15 protein-coding genes are annotated in these 16,959 nt (G+C 71.3%); 9 read left to right on the forward strand and 6 right to left on the reverse strand.

Going from position 1 to position 16,959, the window contains the following annotated elements; all coding sequences use genetic code 11:
- Positions 1-12 precede the first annotated feature (12 nt).
- The 4 genes from nuoL to EV382_RS27210 all read left to right on the forward strand — a co-directional run bounded on the left by nuoL (position 13) and on the right by EV382_RS27210 (position 6,263).
- Positions 13-1,941: an NADH-quinone oxidoreductase subunit L gene (gene nuoL / locus EV382_RS27195; protein ID WP_130406457.1), complete on the forward strand. Its 1,929-nt coding sequence runs from the start codon at positions 13-15 to the stop codon at positions 1,939-1,941.
- A gap of 64 nt (positions 1,942-2,005) precedes the next feature.
- Complete coding sequence (locus tag EV382_RS27200; protein ID WP_130406459.1) at positions 2,006-3,538, forward strand: NADH-quinone oxidoreductase subunit M; 1,533 nt, start codon at positions 2,006-2,008, stop codon at positions 3,536-3,538.
- Positions 3,535-5,088, forward strand: coding sequence for an NADH-quinone oxidoreductase subunit NuoN (gene nuoN, locus EV382_RS27205; protein WP_130406461.1), 1,554 nt, complete (start codon positions 3,535-3,537; stop codon positions 5,086-5,088). The genes EV382_RS27200 and nuoN overlap by 4 nt, the downstream gene beginning before the upstream one ends.
- Before the next feature lie 89 nt (positions 5,089-5,177).
- Positions 5,178-6,263: a polyprenyl synthetase family protein gene (locus EV382_RS27210; protein ID WP_130406463.1), complete on the forward strand. Its 1,086-nt coding sequence runs from the start codon at positions 5,178-5,180 to the stop codon at positions 6,261-6,263.
- On the opposite strand, the gene EV382_RS27215 is transcribed toward EV382_RS27210, so the two are convergent.
- Positions 6,239-7,462 (reverse strand): MFS transporter, encoded by a 1,224-nt coding sequence (locus EV382_RS27215; RefSeq protein WP_130406465.1) that lies wholly within the window; start codon positions 7,460-7,462, stop codon positions 6,239-6,241. The two genes, EV382_RS27210 and EV382_RS27215, sit on opposite strands and share 25 nt — an antisense overlap.
- A 154-nt stretch (positions 7,463-7,616) precedes the next feature.
- Here EV382_RS27215 and EV382_RS27220 point away from each other — a divergent pair, with 154 nt between their 5' ends.
- Positions 7,617-8,399, forward strand: coding sequence for an IclR family transcriptional regulator (locus EV382_RS27220; RefSeq protein WP_130406467.1), 783 nt, complete (start codon positions 7,617-7,619; stop codon positions 8,397-8,399).
- A 106-nt stretch (positions 8,400-8,505) separates the two neighbouring features.
- Here the strand turns inward: EV382_RS27220 and EV382_RS27225 are convergent, their stop codons facing one another.
- Positions 8,506-10,635 (reverse strand): PhoX family protein, encoded by a 2,130-nt coding sequence (locus EV382_RS27225; RefSeq protein ID WP_130406469.1) that lies wholly within the window; start codon positions 10,633-10,635, stop codon positions 8,506-8,508.
- Positions 10,636-10,862: 227 nt separating this feature from the next.
- Here EV382_RS27225 and EV382_RS27230 point away from each other — a divergent pair, with 227 nt between their 5' ends.
- Positions 10,863-11,378, forward strand: coding sequence for a sigma-70 family RNA polymerase sigma factor (locus tag EV382_RS27230; RefSeq protein WP_051708644.1), 516 nt, complete (start codon positions 10,863-10,865; stop codon positions 11,376-11,378).
- The gene (locus EV382_RS27235; RefSeq protein WP_130406471.1) at positions 11,375-12,091 is read left to right on the forward strand and encodes an anti-sigma factor family protein; all 717 of its coding nucleotides are present in this window, start codon (positions 11,375-11,377) and stop codon (positions 12,089-12,091) included. Before EV382_RS27230 ends, EV382_RS27235 begins: the two co-directional genes overlap by 4 nt.
- Positions 12,092-12,202: 111 nt before the next feature.
- On the opposite strand, the gene rarD is transcribed toward EV382_RS27235, so the two are convergent.
- The 4 genes from rarD to eccE form a co-directional block, all read right to left on the reverse strand.
- Complete coding sequence (gene rarD / locus EV382_RS27240) at positions 12,203-13,153, reverse strand: EamA family transporter RarD (protein WP_130406473.1); 951 nt, start codon at positions 13,151-13,153, stop codon at positions 12,203-12,205.
- On the reverse strand, positions 13,150-13,647 hold the full coding sequence (locus EV382_RS27245) for a GNAT family N-acetyltransferase (protein ID WP_130406475.1): 498 nt from the start codon (positions 13,645-13,647) through the stop codon (positions 13,150-13,152). Before EV382_RS27245 ends, rarD begins: the two co-directional genes overlap by 4 nt.
- Positions 13,648-13,772: 125 nt before the next feature.
- Positions 13,773-14,159 carry a phage holin family protein gene (locus EV382_RS27250; protein ID WP_130406477.1) on the reverse strand — a complete coding sequence of 129 codons (387 nt, stop codon included), beginning with the start codon at positions 14,157-14,159 and terminating at the stop codon, positions 13,773-13,775.
- A 62-nt stretch (positions 14,160-14,221) separates the two neighbouring features.
- Positions 14,222-16,096, reverse strand: coding sequence for a type VII secretion protein EccE (gene eccE / locus EV382_RS27255; RefSeq protein ID WP_130406479.1), 1,875 nt, complete (start codon positions 16,094-16,096; stop codon positions 14,222-14,224).
- A gap of 201 nt (positions 16,097-16,297) precedes the next feature.
- Here eccE and EV382_RS27260 point away from each other — a divergent pair, with 201 nt between their 5' ends.
- On the forward strand, positions 16,298-16,618 hold the full coding sequence (locus EV382_RS27260) for a WXG100 family type VII secretion target (RefSeq protein ID WP_030334170.1): 321 nt from the start codon (positions 16,298-16,300) through the stop codon (positions 16,616-16,618).
- Between the two features lie 21 nt (positions 16,619-16,639).
- A complete protein-coding gene (locus tag EV382_RS27265; protein ID WP_130406481.1) occupies positions 16,640-16,933 on the forward strand; it encodes a WXG100 family type VII secretion target in 294 nt (97 codons plus the stop codon).
- Positions 16,934-16,959 lie beyond the last annotated feature (26 nt).

The raw sequence follows: 16,959 nt of genomic DNA on the forward strand, positions 1-16,959 counted from the left end.
AGGGGTCCACCGGTGGAAGAGACTGTGGAATACGCCCAGGCCACGGGGCTGCTCGGGGGCGTCTGGCTGCTGGTGGCGATCCCGCTGGTCAGCGCGGCCATCCTGCTGCTGCTCGGCCGCCGGGCCGACCGCTGGGGGCACTGGTTGGGCGTCGCCGCCATCGGCGTCGCGTTCGTGCTCGGCCTGAGCTTCTTCTTCCAGCTGCGTGGCCTGGAAAACAAGTCGGTCGAGCTGAGCCTGTGGGATTTCCTCGCGGTCGGTGATCTGCGCGTCGACTTCGGCCTGCTGTTCGACCCGCTGGCCGCGGTCTTCGTACTGCTGATCACCGGGGTGGGTTTCCTGATCCACCTGTACGCGGTGGAGTACATGGCACACGACGCCGGCCGACGCCGGTTCTTCGCGTACTTCAACCTGTTCGTGGCGGCGATGCTGCTGCTGGTGCTCGGCAACAACTACGTGATGCTCTACTTCGGCTGGGAGGGCGTCGGTCTGGCGTCGTACCTGCTGATCTCCTTCTGGACCGAACGGCCGAGCGCGGCCACCGCCGGCAAGAAGGCGTTCCTGATGAACCGGGTCGGCGACGCCGGCCTGGCCATCGGCATCTTCATCATGTTCGCCACCGTGGGCACCACCCAGTACGACGAGGTGTTCAACTCCGTCGGCGCGCTGACCGGGACCACGGTGCTGATCCTCGGCCTGTTGCTGCTGCTCGGCGCGGCCGGTAAGTCCGGTCAGTTCCCGCTCCAGGCGTGGTTGCCGGACGCGATGGAGGGCCCGACCCCGGTGTCGGCGCTCATCCACGCCGCCACCATGGTCACCGCGGGCGTCTACCTGATCGCCCGGTCCAACCCGATCTTCTCCGCCAACTCGACGCTGCAACTCGTGGTGGTCAGCGTCGGCGCGCTCACCCTGCTGATCGGCTGCATCATCGGTGCGGCCAAGGACGACATCAAGCGGGTGCTCGCCTGGTCGACCGTCAGCCAGATCGGCTACATGTTCGTCGGCGTCGGCCTCGGTGGTGGGGCGTACGCGCTGGCGATCATCCACCTGCTGGCGCACGGCTTCTTCAAGGCCAACATGTTCCTGGGTGCCGGCTCGGTCATGCACGGAATGAAGGACCAGGTCGACATCCGCCGCTTCGGTGGGCTGTCGAAGCACATGAAGATCACCTGGCTGACCTTCATGATGGGCTGGCTGGCGATCATCGGCCTCCCGCCGCTCTCCGGCTACTTCTCGAAGGAGCCGATCATCGCGAGCGCCTTCGAGCGGGAGGACTGGACCGCCTGGCTCTTCGGCGGGGCGGCGCTGCTCGGCGCCGGGCTGACCGCGTTCTACATGACGCGGCTGTTCGTGCTCACCTTCCACGGCCCACAGCGGTGGACCGAGGACATCGAGCACCCGCACGAGTCGCCGAAGCTGATGACCATCCCGCTGATCCTCCTGGCCGCCGGGTCGGTCGTGGCCGGCGGGCTGATGGCCTGGAACGACGGTGTCGCGTCCTGGCTGGCGCCGGTGCTCGGCGAGGAGGCCGCCGGTGCGGCGCACGGGGTGCTCTCCCACACGGTGATCACGATCCTGTCGCTGCTGGTCACCGTGCTCGGTGCCGGGCTCGCCTGGTTCCTGTTCCGGGCCGGCACGGCCACCGCACCGCAGCCGGCCGGGGTGCTGGTCACCGCCGCCCGCCGCAACCTCTACACCGACGCGGTCAACGAGGCGGTCTTCGAGAAGCCGGGCATCTTCCTCACCCGGGCGCTGGTGTACCTCGACAACCGGGGCATCGACGGGCTCGTCAACGGGCTCGCCGCCGCGGTCGGCGGGGGCTCGGGTCGCCTCCGCCGGATGCAGACCGGCTTTGTCCGCTCGTACGCCACCTCGATCCTGGCCGGTGCGCTGCTGGTGATGGCGGCGTTCCTGGCGGTGCAGGCGGGGTGGTTGGCGTGATCGACCTCTTTCCGGCCGCCCCCGCCGGCGGACCACGCAGTGACGACGGAGGTAAGGCCGCATAATGTCCAACTTCCCGTTCCTCTCGGTGCTCACCGTGGCGCCGCTGGTGGGTGCCCTGGTGGTGGCCTTCCTGCCGCGCCACCGCCCGGAGCTGGCCAAGCAGGTGGCGTTCGCCTGGTCGCTGCTCGTGCTGGTGCTCTCGGTGGTGATGTGGGTCAGCTTCAACGCAGGCGGTGACCGGTTCCAGTTCCGCGAGTCGTACTCGTGGATTCCGAACTGGGGGGTCAGCTTCACCTTCGCCGCCGACGGCATCGCGTTGGTGATGCTGATGCTGATCGCGGTGCTGGTGCCGCTGGTGATCCTGGCGTCCTGGCACGACGCCGAGTCGTCGAAGCGGTCGGTGCCGGTCTACTTCGCGCTGCTGCTGGTCCTCGAATGCACGATGATCGGCGTCTTCGCGGCCGCCGACGTCTTCCTGTTCTACGTGTTCTTCGAGGTCATGCTCGTGCCGATGTACTTCCTTATCGGCAGCTACGGCGGCCACCAGCGGCAGTACGCGGCGGTGAAGTTCTTCCTGTACTCACTCGTCGGCGGTCTGTTCATGCTGGCCGCGGTGATCGGCCTGTGGGTGGTCGGTGGGAAGACCTTCGACTGGCAGGCGCTCTCGCAGGTCGACATCAGCACCGGCACCGAGCGGTGGCTGTTCCTCGGCTTCTTCCTCGCGTTCGCCATCAAGGCGCCGTTCTTCCCGTTCCACACCTGGCTGCCCGCCGCCGGTGGGGCCGCCCCGGCGGGTGCGGCGGCACTGCTCGTCGGCGTGCTGGACAAGGTCGGCACCTTCGGCATCCTGCGTTACTGTCTGCCGCTCTTCCCCGAGGCGTCGAAGTGGTTCGCGCCGTGGGCGCTGGCGCTGGGCGTGATCGGCATCGTTTACGCCGCGCTGCTGGCGGTCGGTCAGAACGACCTCAAGCGACTGGTGTCGTACACCTCGATCGCGCACTTCGGCTTCATCGGGGTGGGCATCTTCGCCTTCACCACCCAGGCCGGCACCGGCGCGGTCCTCTACATGCTCAACCACGGTCTCGCCACCGGCCTGCTCTTCCTGGTGGTGGGCATGCTGATCTCCCGGCGCGGTTCGGCGCTGATCAGCGACTTCGGGGGTGCCGGCAAGCTGGTCCCGGTGCTCGCCGGGGTGCTCTTCTTCGCCGGTCTCGCCTCGCTCGCGCTGCCCGGTACGGCACCGTTCATCTCCGAGTTCCTGGTGCTGATCGGCACCTTCACGGTGAACAAGCCGGTCGCGGTCATCGCCACGCTCGGCATCATCCTGGCCGCCGCGTACGTGCTGTGGATGGTGCAGCGCACCACCCAGGGCACCCTCAACCCGGCGCTGACCGAGGTCGACGGCATGCGCCGGGACCTCAACCTGCGCGAGAAGGTCGTGGTCGCCCCGCTGATCGCGCTGATCGTGCTGCTCGGCTTCTTCCCCAAGCCGGTCACCGACGTGATCAACCCCGCCGTCCAGGCGACCATGGACGACATCGGCAGGACCGACCCCGCCCCGTCGGTGGGCACCGTCCAGGAGGCGGCAAAGTGACCGAGTTGAAACTGCCGTCGATCGACTACGCGGCGATCTCCCCGATCCTGATCATGCTGGGCACCGCGCTGCTCGGTGTGCTGGTCGAGGCCCTGGTGCCCCGGCGCTGGCGGCACCTGGTGCAGTTGACGCTGGCGCTGCTCGCGGTGCTCGCGGCACTGACCATGGTGGTTCTCAGCGCCGACGAGCGGATCATCACCGCCGGTCAGGCCCTCGCGATCGACGGGCCGACGCTCTTCCTCCAGGGCGCGATCCTGGTGCTGGCCGCGATGGCGTTGCTGCTGATCGGTGACCGCTCGGTCGAGCGGGGCGGGGCGTTCGTCGCCCAGGCCGCGGTGACCGCCGAGTCGGCCGACGACCGGCGGCAGGCCGAGGGGCGCAACGGTCTCACCGAGGTCTACCCGCTCACCACCTTCGCCATCGGCGGCATGCTGATCTTCGTGGCGGCGAACGACCTGCTGACCATGTTCATCGCGCTGGAGGTCTTCTCCCTGCCGCTCTACCTGCTCTGCGCGCTGGCCCGTCGCCGGCGTCTGCTGAGCCAGGAGGCGGCGATGAAGTACTTCCTGCTCGGCGCGTACGCCTCGGCGTTCTTCCTGTTCGGCGTGGCCCTGATCTACGGCTTCACCGCCGGCATCCCAGGCCGCCCGGCCGGCGTCGACTTCGCCACCATCCACGCGGCGGTGAGTGATTCGCCGGCCAGCCCGGTGCTGCTCTTCGCCGGCATGGCGCTGCTCGCCATCGGTCTGCTCTTCAAGGCCGCGGCGGCCCCGTTCCACGTCTGGACGCCGGACGTCTACCAGGGCGCGCCGACGCCGGTCACCGGCTTCATGGCGGCCTGCACCAAGGTCGCCGCGTTCGGTGCCCTGCTGCGCGTCTTCCAGGTCGCGTTCGCCGACGCCAACTGGGACTTCACCCCGGTCCTCGGTGCGGTGGCGGTGCTGACCATGCTGGTGGGCGCGGTGCTCGCGGTCACCCAGACCGACATCAAGCGGCTGCTCGCGTACTCCTCGATCGCCAACGCCGGCTACCTGCTGGTCGGTGTGTTGGCACCGAGCCGCGACGGGCTCGCCGGCACGATGTTCTACCTGGTCGCGTACGGCTTCTCGGTGCTGGCCGCGTTCGCCGTGGTGACGCTGGTGCGCGACGACGACGGCGAAGCCACCCACCTGTCCCGCTGGGCCGGGCTGGGCCGGCGGTCACCGTTCTTCGCCGCGATCTTCACGTTCATTCTGCTCGCCTTCGCCGGTATCCCGCTGACCAGCGGCTTCACCAGCAAGTTCGCCATCTTCGGGCCGGCGCTGGAGGGTGGCCAGGCGTGGCTGGTGATCGCCGGTGTGCTGACCAGCATGGTGCTCGCGTTCCCGTACCTGCGGGTCGTGGTGATGATGTGGCTCTCCGAGCCGGGCGAGTCGACCCCGACCGTCACCGTGCCCGGTGGGCTCACCTCCGCCGCGCTGATGATCGGTGTGCTGGCGACGCTGGTGTTGGGCGTCGCCCCGGCGCCGCTGCTCGATCTGGCCGCCGGCGCCGCCGAATTCGTTCGATAACGAGGGAACGATCACCGGGGGTCGGCGCGTGTTCACGCGCCGGCCCCCGGTGCGTATCCCCGGCCCGGAGCAGGTCGAACGGGTGTGGCATGGTTGATAGCGTGGTGAATCCGGCGGGCGAGCGTTCAGGTGCCTCCGGCTCCGGCGGTCGGCGGGGTCAGGCGAGCATGAGTCAGTTCGGCGCGCTTGGCCTCAACCTCGCCGATCCCCGTGTCGAGGCGTCCGTGCTGGGCCTGCTCGACACGGTCGAGGTCGAGTTGCGGGGCAGCGTTGCCAGCGCCGATCCGTTCGTCACCGAGGCTGCCCGGCACCTCGTCGAGGCCGGCGGGAAGCGGTTCCGGCCGCTGCTGGTGGCGCTCGGCGCCCAGTTCGGTGACCCGACCGGCGCGCAGGTGGTGCCGGCCGCCGTGGTGATGGAGCTCACTCACCTCGCCACCCTCTACCACGACGATGTGATGGACGAGGCCGCTGTCCGTCGGGGCGCGCCGAGCGCGAACTCCCGCTGGACCAACTCGGTCGCCATCCTGGTCGGCGACTACCTCTTCGCCCGCGCGGCGGACATCGCCGCGGACCTGGGCCCCGAGGCGGTCCGGTTGCAGGCGCGTACCTTCGCCCGGCTGGTGCACGGCCAGATCGCGGAGACCGTGGGGCCGCGCGCCGGCGACGACCCGGTGGCCCACTACCTGCACGTGATCGCCGAGAAGACCGGCTCGCTGATCGCCACCTCGGCCCGGTTCGGCGGCATGTTCGGTGGTGCCGCCCCGGAGCACGTGGAGGCCCTCGCCGGGTACGGCGAGACGATCGGTGTCGCGTTCCAACTCTCCGACGATCTGCTGGACATCGCCTCCGAGTCGGTGCAGTCGGGCAAGACCCCGGGCACCGACCTGCGCGAGGGTGTCCCGACGCTGCCGGTGCTCTACGCCCGCGAGGCGGACGACTCCGACGCGTCGTCGGTGCGGCTGCGGGAGATCCTGGCGACCGGCCCGTTGACCGACGACGCTCTGCACGCCGAGGCGTTGGGGCTGCTCCGGGAGAGCCCGGCGCTGAAGCGGGCCCGGGAAACTGTGCGCAGCTTCGCCGAGGAGGCCCGCGGGCAGCTCGCCCCGCTGCCGGACGGCCCGTCCCGCAGCGCGCTCGAGTCGCTCTGCGACTACATCGCCGACCGCACCAGCTGACCCGCCCCCGGGCTCACGGCGGCGCGGGTCAACAGCCGGCTGCCGACGAGCATCAGCGCGGCGGCGAGCAGCATCGCCACGGCCGCGATGGTCCACATCGCCGGGTAGCCGAGGTGAGCGGCGACCGGGCCCAGGCTCAACGGGCCGAGACAGCCACCCGCGTACACCCCGGTCTGGGTGATCGAGGTGGCGGCGGCCGGTGACTGTGGGTGCAGCCGGACCACCGCGAAGTTCATCAGGCCGGGCCAGGCCCAGCCCAGGCCGAAGCCGAGCACCACGCCGACCACCAGCGGTGCCGAGCCGGTCAACGCGAGCAGGCCCAGCCCCACCGCGCCGACCAGCAGCATCGCGGCGATGAGGGCGACGTGGCCGGTCTCGCGGCGGTCGGCCAACCAGCCCGCGCCCACCCGGGCCACCACGCAGACCGCGCTGCCCAGGGTCAGGGTGAGGCCGGCGAGGCCCGGCGTCAGACCCCGGGCCGCGGCGGAGTCCACCAGGAAGGTGCCGAGCGCGTTGGCCGCGCCCGAGGCCAACGTCGCCGCCGCGCCGACCACCACCAGCGCCGTCGTCGCCCGCCCGGCCCGGGTGGCGCCGGCCCGTCGGGCCAGGCCGCGCACCTGCCGGGGTACGGCGGGCAGCGCCGTCAACGCGGCCACCGCGGCGGCCACGAACGCCCAACGCCAGCCGGCGGTCAACGCGATGGTGGGCACGGCCGCCCCGGCCAGCAGGGTGGAGACCGGAATGGCGGCCTGCTTGACACCGAACGACAGCCCCTGCCGCCGGGCCGGCACGTGCTGGGCCAGCGCCGCGTTGCTGGCCAACTGGCCGAGCGCGTTCGCCGCGGCGCTGAGCGCCAGCAGGCCGACCAGCACCGGGTACGACCGGGCGAACGCGGCCACGGCCAGCATCGACCCGGCGGACAGCAGGATGCCGCAGCGGGCGACCAGGGCCGGTCCGTACCGCTCGACCAGGCGGCCGGAGGGCACCGAGGCCAGTGCGCTGACCCCGAAGTAGACGGAGACGGCCAGGCCCAGCCCGGCCGGCGAGAAGCCGAGGTCCGTGCCCATCTGCACGGCGAGACCGCCGAGCAGGAAGACCGGGAGTACGCAGGCCACGGTGGTGACGACTGCGCCGGCGCTCGCCCGGATCGGGTGGGGTCTGGCGGTGGCTGGACCTGGGGTGATGGAGGTGTCGGTCATCGTTCGGCAAACCTACGCGAACCCTGCTCACTGCACTCCTGGTGACGGGCGGGGCACAAGCTGTGGATGGTGATCTGGCATCCTCGACCCGAACAGGCATTTCGCACCGGGCCTGTTTTTCATATGGTGTAAGTCCCCGGCGGCGGAGGTGGTTGTGCGCGACCCCTTGGCAGAACCTTCGGACCTGATTCGCAGCGTGTCCCGAGCGCTACGGGTGCTGGAGTCGGTCGGTCGCGCCCCGAAGGGCCTGACCGTCAAGCAGATCGCCCGGCGCTGCGAGCTGACCGTGGCCACCACCTACCACCTGGTCCGCACCCTCGCCTACGAGGGCTACGTGATCCGTCGTGAGGACGGCACGTACATCGTGGGGTTGGAGGTGGCCGACCGGTACCGGGAGCTGGTGACGGCGTTCCGGGGCCCGCCAGCGGTCGGTGAGACGCTGCGGCGGGCCGCCCTGGACACCGGCTACAGCCACTACCTCGGTCGGTTCGTCGGCGGCCAGGTGGCCCTCACCGCGGTCGCCGAGGGGCACCGCTCGCCCTACCTGGAGGATCTGGTCCCCGGTTTCGACGAGGGTGCGCACGCCACCGCTCTCGGCAAGTCGCTGCTGGCCACCCTCACCACCGATCAGCGCTACCGCTACCTGCGCGAGTACGGCATGCGACCGTTCACCTCCGCCACGCTGACCACCGCCGAGAGTTTCGAGGCCGACCTGGCTGCCGGCGACCGGCGCGGCATGCAGCTGGAGCTGGGGCAGTTCCGGCAGGGGGTGGCCTGCGCCGCGGTGCTCGTCGCACCGGACAAGGACATGGAACGCCGGACCGTGCTGGCCTGCGCGTTGCCGGCCAGCGAGATGATGACCTCCGCCCGAGTGGTGCGAGCCAAGCTGCTCGCCGCGGCTCGCAGCGTGGCCGACGGCATCGCCTCCGAGAACTGACGGCCGAGAGGCCCTCTCCCCGGTTGGAAGAGGGCCTCTCGGGGCGGTCCAGCGCCGGACCGCCGGGAACAACGTCACCGGCCTCTCGGCCGCGGGTACGACGACCTCAGCTGCCCACCGGGCCGCCGTCGAGGCGCCAGGTGACCACCACGCCCGGCTTGGCGTAGTCACCGTCCGGCCAGTTCGAGGCCGGGTTCTCCACCGAAGCGCCGCTGATCTCGCCCGGGTGCTGCACCGCGACGAAGAGCGAACGGTTGTCGCCGGTGATGAACGGGCCGCAGGTCTCCGCGCCGAGCGGCACGGTCAGGAACTGCTTGAGGTGACCCCGCTGCGGACCCTCCACGGCGGTGGCGAACAGGCCGTCGTTGCTGCCCAGCGCGTTGCCGTCGGTGGAGATCCAGAGGTTGCCGGTGGCGTCGAAGGCGACGTTGTCCGGGCAGGAGATCGGGGACACCTGGGCCTTGTCGTACCCGGCGAAGAAGGTCGACGGGTCGGTCGGGTCGCCGCAGACGATCGGCAGCGACCAGGCGAAGGTCTCCGCCGCGTTGTCGTTGCGGTCCTCGACCAGCTCCAGGATCTGCCCGTGCTTGTTGGCGGTGCGCGGGTTGGCCTCGTCCGCCTTCGGGTTGCTGCCGACGCCGCGGTTGGTGTTGTTGGTCAACGCCACGTACACCTTGCCGGTGAGCAGGCTCGGCTCGACGTCCTCGGGGCGGTCCATCTTGGTCGCGCCGACCTTGTCACCGGCGAGCCGGGTGAAGGTGAGCACGTCCGCGGCGGTCATCCCGTCGACGAACGACCGGTTGCCGCTGACCAGCCTGATCCAGCGACCCCGGCCGTTGAAGGCGCCGTCGGTGGGGAGCTTGCCCGAGCCGTCGATCTCGGCGGCGCTGCTCTGGTCGAGCTTCGCCACGTAGAGCGTGCCGGACTCCAGCAGGGTCAGGTTGTGCTTGCGGGCAGCCCAGGAGTTGCCCTTCATGAACTTCTTCTCTGAGACGAACTTGTAGAGGTAGTCGAACCGCTCGTCGTCGCCCATGTACGCGACCACGTGGCCGTCCTTCGCGACGATCACGTTGGCACCCTCGTGCTTGAACCGGCCCATCGCGGTGTGCTTGCGCGGGCGGCTCTCCGGGTCGAACGGGTCGATCTCGACGATCCAGCCGAATCGGTGCGCCTCGTTGGGGTGCTTCGCCAGGTCGAAGCGCTCGTCGGCGCGCTCCCACTTGCGGCTGCCGCTGGGGTAGCGGCTGGCGGTGCTGATGCCGTAGCGGTCCAGCTTCGGCTTCAGCTCGGCCGGGGCCGCGTCGGCGCCCACGAAGTACTGGTTGAAGTTCTCCTCGCCGGAGAGCACGGTGCCCCACGGGGTCACGCCACCGGCGCAGTTGTTCAGGGTGCCGACGACGGTACGACCCTTGGGGTCGGCGGCGGTCTTCAGCCAGGCGGAGCCGGCGGCCGGCCCGGTGAGGTCGAACTTGGTGCTCAGTGCGGTGACCCGCCGGTTGTACGGCCGGGGTCCCTTGCTGACTGGCTGCCACTGCCCGGTGCCCGCGACCCGCTCGAGCTCCACCACCGACATGCCGTGCGCGGCCATGGCGGTGCGTAGCTGCTCCACGGAGAGCCCGTCCAGGCCGGGGAAGCCCGGGAACATCAGGTCCTCGTTGGTGTACTCGTGGTTGACCACGAGCAGCGCCCGCTTGCCCTGCTTGTCCAGCGGCAGCACACCCACGAAGTCGTTGTTGTAACCGAACTGCTTGGACTGCGCGGCGGCGGTCTGGTGGTGCAGGTTGAACTCCGGTGCGCCCGGCAGCACCGGGTCACCCCACTTGATCACCACGGCGTGGTCGTAGCCGTTCGGCACGACGAGGGTGTCCAACTTGTTCGGTGGGATCGGCTTGAAGGTCAGCGCTCCGCTGCCGACTCCGGTGCTCGGGCGGCCGAAACCGAAGGCCTCCGGGACGTCCGGGGTGGTGGCCGGCGCGGCCACTGCCGGGGCCGCACCGGCGAGCGCACCGGCCGCCGCGCCGCCGAGACCGAGGACCAGCGCGCCCACCGCGCCGGCCCGGACCACGCCACGCCGGGACATCTCGGCGTTCACCACGTCGCCGAAGTACGGGTTGTCGGAGGTGTTCGGAACCGGGTGGTCACAGGCGTTTCCGCACCGGTACAGACAGGTCATGGCGTCACGGGTGCCGTGGCGGGCGCCGGTCAACAGGGGGAGCAGCCGGGGGCGGTCGCTCATGGGGGAGGCCTCCAGAGGAGTCGGTGGCACGACAGGCGGCGTACCAGCCGGACGCTAGGAGGACGTGGTGAGCGCCCGTCGGCCACGGTGTGAACCGGGCATGAACACCTTCGTGGGCGGCAACCACCCCGCAACCGGTCTGACCTCGGGCTGAACCGATCGGCGTGACCGCACGTATTCCCGGGCGGACGCACCGCCGGACGCGCGCCGGAAGCGAGGAGACCGCCATCAGCGACCACGACGCCCAACTGCTGCGCGCGCTGCACGACGAGCACGCGGAGGCGCTGTACGCCCATGCCCTGCGGCTGGTCAACGGGGACCGACAGCGGGCCGAGGACCTGGTACAGGAGACGCTGCTGCGGGCCTGGCGACATCCGGAGTCACTCGACCCGCGGCGTGGATCGGTGCGGTCCTGGCTGTTCACCACCGCCCGCAACCTGGCGATCGACGCCTGGCGGCGGCGATCCACCCGGGTCGGCGAGGTGTTCACCGACGATCTGCCCGAACCGCCCGAGGTGATCGACGAGGCCGAACGGGCGGTGGAGGCGTGGACCGTCGCCGAGGCGCTGAACCGGCTCAGCCCGACCCACCGGGAAGTGCTGGTGGAGTGCTTCTATCAGGGGCGGTCGGTGGCCGAGGCGGCATCCCGCTTGGGCGTGCCGCCAGGGACCGTGAAGTCCCGCACCCACTACGCGCTGCGGTCTCTACGGTTGGTCCTGGCCGAGATGGGGGTGACGGGATGACCCGGTGCGAGTTCGCCTACGACGACGGCGCGTACGTGCTGGGTGCCCTGGCCCCGGCCGAGCGGGCGGCCTACGAGCGACACCTCGGCGGCTGCGCCTCGTGCCGGGAGGCGGTCGCCGAGATCGCCGTCCTGCCCGGGTTGCTCGGGCGTCTCGACCCGGCCGGGCTGGAGCAGATCCTGCCGCCGCCGGCCCCGCCCCGGGTGCCCGCGCTGCTCGACGAGGCCCGTCGGCGTCGTCGTCGGGAACGCTCCGCGGACCGGCGACGGTACGCGCTGACCACACTGGCCGCCGCCGGCCTGGCGCTGCTGGTCGGTGTGGGTACCGCCGTGGCGCTGCCTCGACCGGTCAGCCCTTCCAGGCCCTCCGGTGCGCAGGGCACCCCGGCGCCGCAGGTGTCGATGGTGGCGATGCGACCGGTGGCCGCCGCCGGGCCGGTGCACGCCGACCTCGGGCTCACCGGCACCAAGTGGGGCACGGAGGTGACCATGCGCTGCGGGTACGACGCGCGGACGAGCTACGGCAAGGCGTACCCGTTCCGGCTGGTGGCGCGCGGCCCGAACGGTGCCACCGAGCAGATCGGCTCCTGGTTGGCGGCCCCGGGCGACGACCTCAGCTTCACCGGCGCCACCCGGTTCACCGACGCCGAGCTGGTAAGCGTGGAGTTACAGAAAGCCGACGGCACCCCCCTACTCACCTACGCCGTCCCATAACCAGCCCAAGCCCGTCCGCCCGCACCCCGCCCCCGCCCCCGCCCCGCCCGCCCGCCCCGCCCGCCCATCCGGGTCGATCAAGGAGTTGTGGTGGGTGACAAATCGCCCGAACTAGTGCTGGGCGGGCACCACAACTCCATGATCGACCGCAGCAGGGGGTGGGGTGTGGCGGGGCGTGCGGGTTCGGGTGCGGCGGGAGGTGCGGACGGCGTCGGCGGTGAAGACGATCAGGGCCAGCCAGACCAGCGCGAAACCGGCCAGGCGGGCCGGCGGCATCGGCTCGTGGAAGATCAACACACCGCAGCCGAGCTGAAGGATCGGCGCCAGGTACTGGACCATGCCGAGGCTGCTCAGGGGCAGTCGGTTGGCCGCCCCGGCGAACAGCAGCAGCGGAATCGCCGTGGCCGCGCCGGCCAGCACCAGCAGCGCGGTGTGTCCGGCCGAGACGTGCCCGAAGGTCAGGTCGGCCTTCGCCGTCAGCCAGCCGAGGTAGCCCAGAGCCGGCAACGCCAGCACCGCCGACTCGACGAACAGCCCCTCGGCCGCCGGCAGCCCGAGCCGCTTCTTGACCAGGCCGTAACCGGCGAAGCTGAACGCCAGGGTCAACGCCAGCCAGGGCAGCCGGCCATAGTCCACGGTGAGCACCGTGACCGCCGACGCGCCGATCCCCAGCGCCACCCACTGCGCCGGGCGGAGCCGCTCCCGCAGCACCGTCACCCCGAGCAGCACCACGACCAGCGGGTTGATGAAGTAGCCGAGCGCGGTCTCCACCACCCGGTCGGAGTTGACCCCGTAGATGTAGGTGCCCCAGTTGACGGCGATCAGCGCGGCGGCGGCGACGATCCCGGCCACCGCCCACGGGCGGCGCAGCAGCGCCCGCAGGAAGCCGATGTTGCGCAGCGCCGCCAGCAGCAGGGCCACGAAGAGCACCGACCAGACGATCCGGTGGGCCAGGATCTCCAGCGGGCCGGCGGGTCGCAGCAACTTCAGGTAGAGCGGAAAGAAACCCCAGAGCAGGTACGCGCCGAGGCCGTAGAGGTATCCCAGGCGGAGTGGCGTCACGCCTCCACCGTAAGGGGCGTACTGCTGCTTTGTTCCTTTCCGGTGATCGGCGTCACCGGGGGACGGCGGTCCAGCTGCATCCACCGCTCCGGAACCTCCAGCGGCGTGAAGCCAACCCCCGCGTACACCTGGTGTGCGTCGTTGGTGCAGAGCAGGATCCGGCGTACGCCCAGCTCGGCCAAGTGGTCGCGGACCGCGCCGGCCAGCCACCCGCCCAGCCCTCGACCCCGGGCCGGACGGTCGACGTACACGTCGCAGAGCCAGGCGAAGGTGGCGCGGTCGGTGACGACCCGGGCCACCGCCACCTGCCGGCCGTCCTCCGGCCGGTAGATGCCGAACGGCAGTGAGCCGGCGAACGCCCGCGCGGTGGTTTCCCGGTCTCGTCCGAGCGCCCAGTACGCGTCGGTGGACAACCAGTGGTGTACCAGGTCGAGGTCGATCCGTGCCGGATCGGTGCTGAGCAGGTAGCCATCGGTGGAGGTCAGCGAGAACATGTCGCGACGGTAACCGTCGAGGTGGCCGCCGAGGCCGGCCAATTCCCGACATTTGGTTGTCGGCCCGCCCGGGGCGCCGGCCGAGGTCGGAGCCCCGGGCGGGCCGGGGTCGGTGCTGGCTGGTCTCAGTCCCGGTCGAGGACGGCGCCGAGGATCCAGGTCACGATGCTCACGAAGAGGGCGCCGAGTACGGCCGCCGGCCAGAAACCGTCCACCGAGAACGGCAGCCCGGCCTGGTCGGCGATCCAGCTGGTGAGCAGGAACAGCAACCCGTTCACCACCAGGGCGATGAGACCCAGGGTCAGCAGGTAGAAGCCACAGCCGACGGTCTTGATGATCGGCTGGAGGACCGCGTTGACCACGCCGAAGATCACCGCCACCAGCAGCAGCGTGGTCACCGTTTCGGTGGCCGAGTTCGATTCCAGGGAGATGCCCGGGATGAGGAACGTGGCCAGCCAGAAAGCCAGAGCGGTGCTGGCCAGCCTAATCAGCAGACCTTTCAGAAAACCCATGGCGGGGATCGTGCCACGGACCACGCACCGGCGTAACCCGGCAGCTGGCCCATCCTGGTGGTTCAGCCGCGCGTCGGCGGCCCGATCAGCTGCGCCTCGATCGGCGTCGGGGAGAGCAGCGCCCAGCGCAGCGCCCGACGGTTGACCACGGCCACCATGTCCTGCCGGATCCGGGTCAACCACTCGGCCGACCCGCCCAGCCCCAGCGCGGCACCGGCCAGAGTGGCCTCGGCGGCCGTCAGCGGTTGGAGCAACGCCAGGTCGGCCCGGCTCAACGCGTCCACATCGGCCGGGGTCAGCTCGTCGCGTACCACCAGGGTGGCCCGCCACGGCGGGCCCGGCGCGGCATCGGCCGCCACCGGCCCGGCGTCGACGATCAGCAGCAGCGGACGCAGCGCGGTGCCCACACCGTCGGCGACCGCCCGGCCGGGCGGGAGCAACGGAATCGTGCCGCCCGGTGCGCCAACCCCCCGGATGAACGGCTCCCAGGCGCGTGGCCGGGCGGTCTGCACCACCACCAGGGCACCGAGCGCCAACGCGCGCAGGGCCACCAGTTGGGCTGCGCGTACCCCGCCGACCAGGAGCACGCGGGTGTTCTCCGGCCGGAACAGGCGCACGGTGACGGCCCGACCGTGTCGGTTGGTACCGACCAGCATCCCCGCGTCGCCCAGCGAGAGCCCTCCCCCGTCCACCGCTGGGCCTGGTCGCGCCCCGGACGCCGGTGGGCGGGGCTGCGCCGCGGGTGTCGTCAGCGCCAACGGCAGCGTGGCGGCCAGCCCGCCCAGGTGGCCGCCGTCGAGCCGGCGCAGCTTTCCGCCCAGGTCGGTCACCACGTGGATCAGCGCCTCGGTGGCCGCCGCCAGCTCGGTCGTCGTAGCGGCGGCCAGACGTACGGTCAGCTCGGTCGGGACTCCGGTGGTCGACGATGGGCCGGACGGCATCGTCGGCGACGGCCCTGCGCACAGCGACACCGTGCTGGCCGTCGCCGGCAGCGCGAGCAGGCGGGGCACCAGCCGGCGTCCGGGCGCACTGTCCGCGCCGGGCCACCGGATGAGTCGGAAGGTGGCCTGGACCAGGGTGCCGGACCGGATCACCGGCCAGGACTCCCGGACCGGATCGCCCTCGTGGTGGGCCAGCTCGGCCAGGACGCGCAGCGCCGCAGGCACCCCGAGTGGCCGGGCGGCCAGCGGCTCGAGTCGGCGGAGGATCCGGCGAACCGTGCCGGCGAGGACGCGGCGCAGGTCCTCCTCGGACCAACCGTTCACCCGCAGCACCCGGACCGCCACGACGGCCCGTTCGCGCCCGGCGAGCCGGCCGTCGGTGAGCTGCCGGTATGACGTGCCGACCGTGCCGCCGGCGCTCGGCACCGGTGCCGGCGCCCCGGCCAGCAGCAGTTGGACCACGAGCGGGGGCTGGTCCGGCCCGGCCGGAGGGAGCAACGCGGCCGGGGCGGGGATCGGCTGGGACACGTCGCCCAGCAGGTCGCCCGGGTCGCCGAGTTCCAGGAGCGCGACCAGGCCCGTGGTGTCCTCCAGGACGGCCGCCGGCCCGCCGGTCAGCTCGGTCGAGCGGACAACGGTGCCCGGGGCGACCAGGTCGAGCAGGTCGGCCGCTCCGGCCGGCCCGGCCAGCGCCCGCCGGCGGGTGAGGTGCCCGATGGCGGTGCCGAGCCACTCGAAGAGCCACCGCCCGCGAACGGGCACCCAGGCGACCACGACCAGCAGCACGGCCACCAGGACGACCACCGCGACGACCGGTGCGGGTCGGCCGAGGGCGACCAGGACGAGCGTCGCTGCGACCTGTGCGGTGACGAGTTGGCCGGCTCGCGCGCCTGTGGTGATCGCCGGCACCGTGCCTCCTCGACCAGTGGGGACCGGGTGGGACGGCCGGCCGCCCGTCGGCGGCCCGTCACACGCCGCGACGTGGCTGCCGCACATCGTAAGCGACCGATGGCTCCCCGGTTGTCCACAGGGGAAGCCCACGGGGTAGCAGAACCGCTACGAGGTCGCTACCGTCAGCTACGAACTCCTTCGCTGACCCGTGTCTCAGTGTTCGACGACCGGGTAGGCGACGACGCGTCGCCCCACGGTGGGCGCGGCGACAGCCAGGTGCGATCCGAGAGACGAGGTGACGTCCAGGTGTCCCAGACCAAGGCAGAAGCTGCGGTGATGCAGCAGACCGCCGCGAAGTTCGAGCAGGTGGACCAGTCGTTGCAGTCCATGCTGACCGGCCTGCTGGCCGAGCTGGAGGTGTTGCAGCAGGCCTGGCGTGGCGCTGGTGGCCGATCGTTCGAGCAGGTCAAGCAGCAGTGGTCACAGGACCAGGCGGCGCTGCACCGAGCGCTGCGCGAGACCGCCGGCGCGATCCGCACCGCCGGCCGGCAGTACGACGTGTCCGACGACGAGGTGGCCAGCCGGGTGGCCGGCACGAACCGCGGCGGCATCCAACTGCCGCTCTGATCCCGCTGGGGAGGGAATCCGATGGACCATGGTGTGCTGGTCGTCAACTTCGCCGCGCTACAGCAGGCCGGCGCTGACATCCAGAAAGCGTTGAACACCCTCGATGCGCAACTCGGCCAACTCGAACGGGACGCCGCCCCGCTGGTGGCGAGTTGGTCGGGCGAGGCGCGGCAGGCCTACGAGCAGCGGCAGGCGCGGTGGCGTTCGGCCTCGCAGGACCTGCAGGGGATGCTGCGTGACATCAGGCTGGCGGTGAACGACTCCGCCGCCGACTACCTGGACACCGAGAAGAAGAACACCGGGCTGTTCCAGTGAGCGTTGTGGGCCGGGAGCGCTGACCG

The sequence above is a fragment of the Micromonospora violae genome (assembly GCF_004217135.1).
Taxonomy (GTDB): domain Bacteria; phylum Actinomycetota; class Actinomycetes; order Mycobacteriales; family Micromonosporaceae; genus Micromonospora; species Micromonospora violae.

Coding starts and splice junctions, on each gene's coding strand:
- EV382_RS27200 (WP_130406459.1), top strand. CDS start 2,006: ATGTCCAACTTCCCGTTCCTCTCGGTGCTCACCGTGGCGCCGCTGGTG.
- EV382_RS27210 (WP_130406463.1), top strand. CDS start 5,178: ATGGTTGATAGCGTGGTGAATCCGGCGGGCGAGCGTTCAGGTGCCTCC.
- EV382_RS27215 (WP_130406465.1), bottom strand. CDS start 7,462: ATGACCGACACCTCCATCACCCCAGGTCCAGCCACCGCCAGACCCCAC.
- EV382_RS27225 (WP_130406469.1), bottom strand. CDS start 10,635: ATGAGCGACCGCCCCCGGCTGCTCCCCCTGTTGACCGGCGCCCGCCAC.
- EV382_RS27235 (WP_130406471.1), top strand. CDS start 11,375: ATGACCCGGTGCGAGTTCGCCTACGACGACGGCGCGTACGTGCTGGGT.
- EV382_RS27245 (WP_130406475.1), bottom strand. CDS start 13,647: ATGTTCTCGCTGACCTCCACCGATGGCTACCTGCTCAGCACCGATCCG.
- EV382_RS27250 (WP_130406477.1), bottom strand. CDS start 14,159: ATGGGTTTTCTGAAAGGTCTGCTGATTAGGCTGGCCAGCACCGCTCTG.
- eccE (WP_130406479.1), bottom strand. CDS start 16,096: ATGTGCGGCAGCCACGTCGCGGCGTGTGACGGGCCGCCGACGGGCGGC.
- EV382_RS27265 (WP_130406481.1), top strand. CDS start 16,640: ATGGACCATGGTGTGCTGGTCGTCAACTTCGCCGCGCTACAGCAGGCC.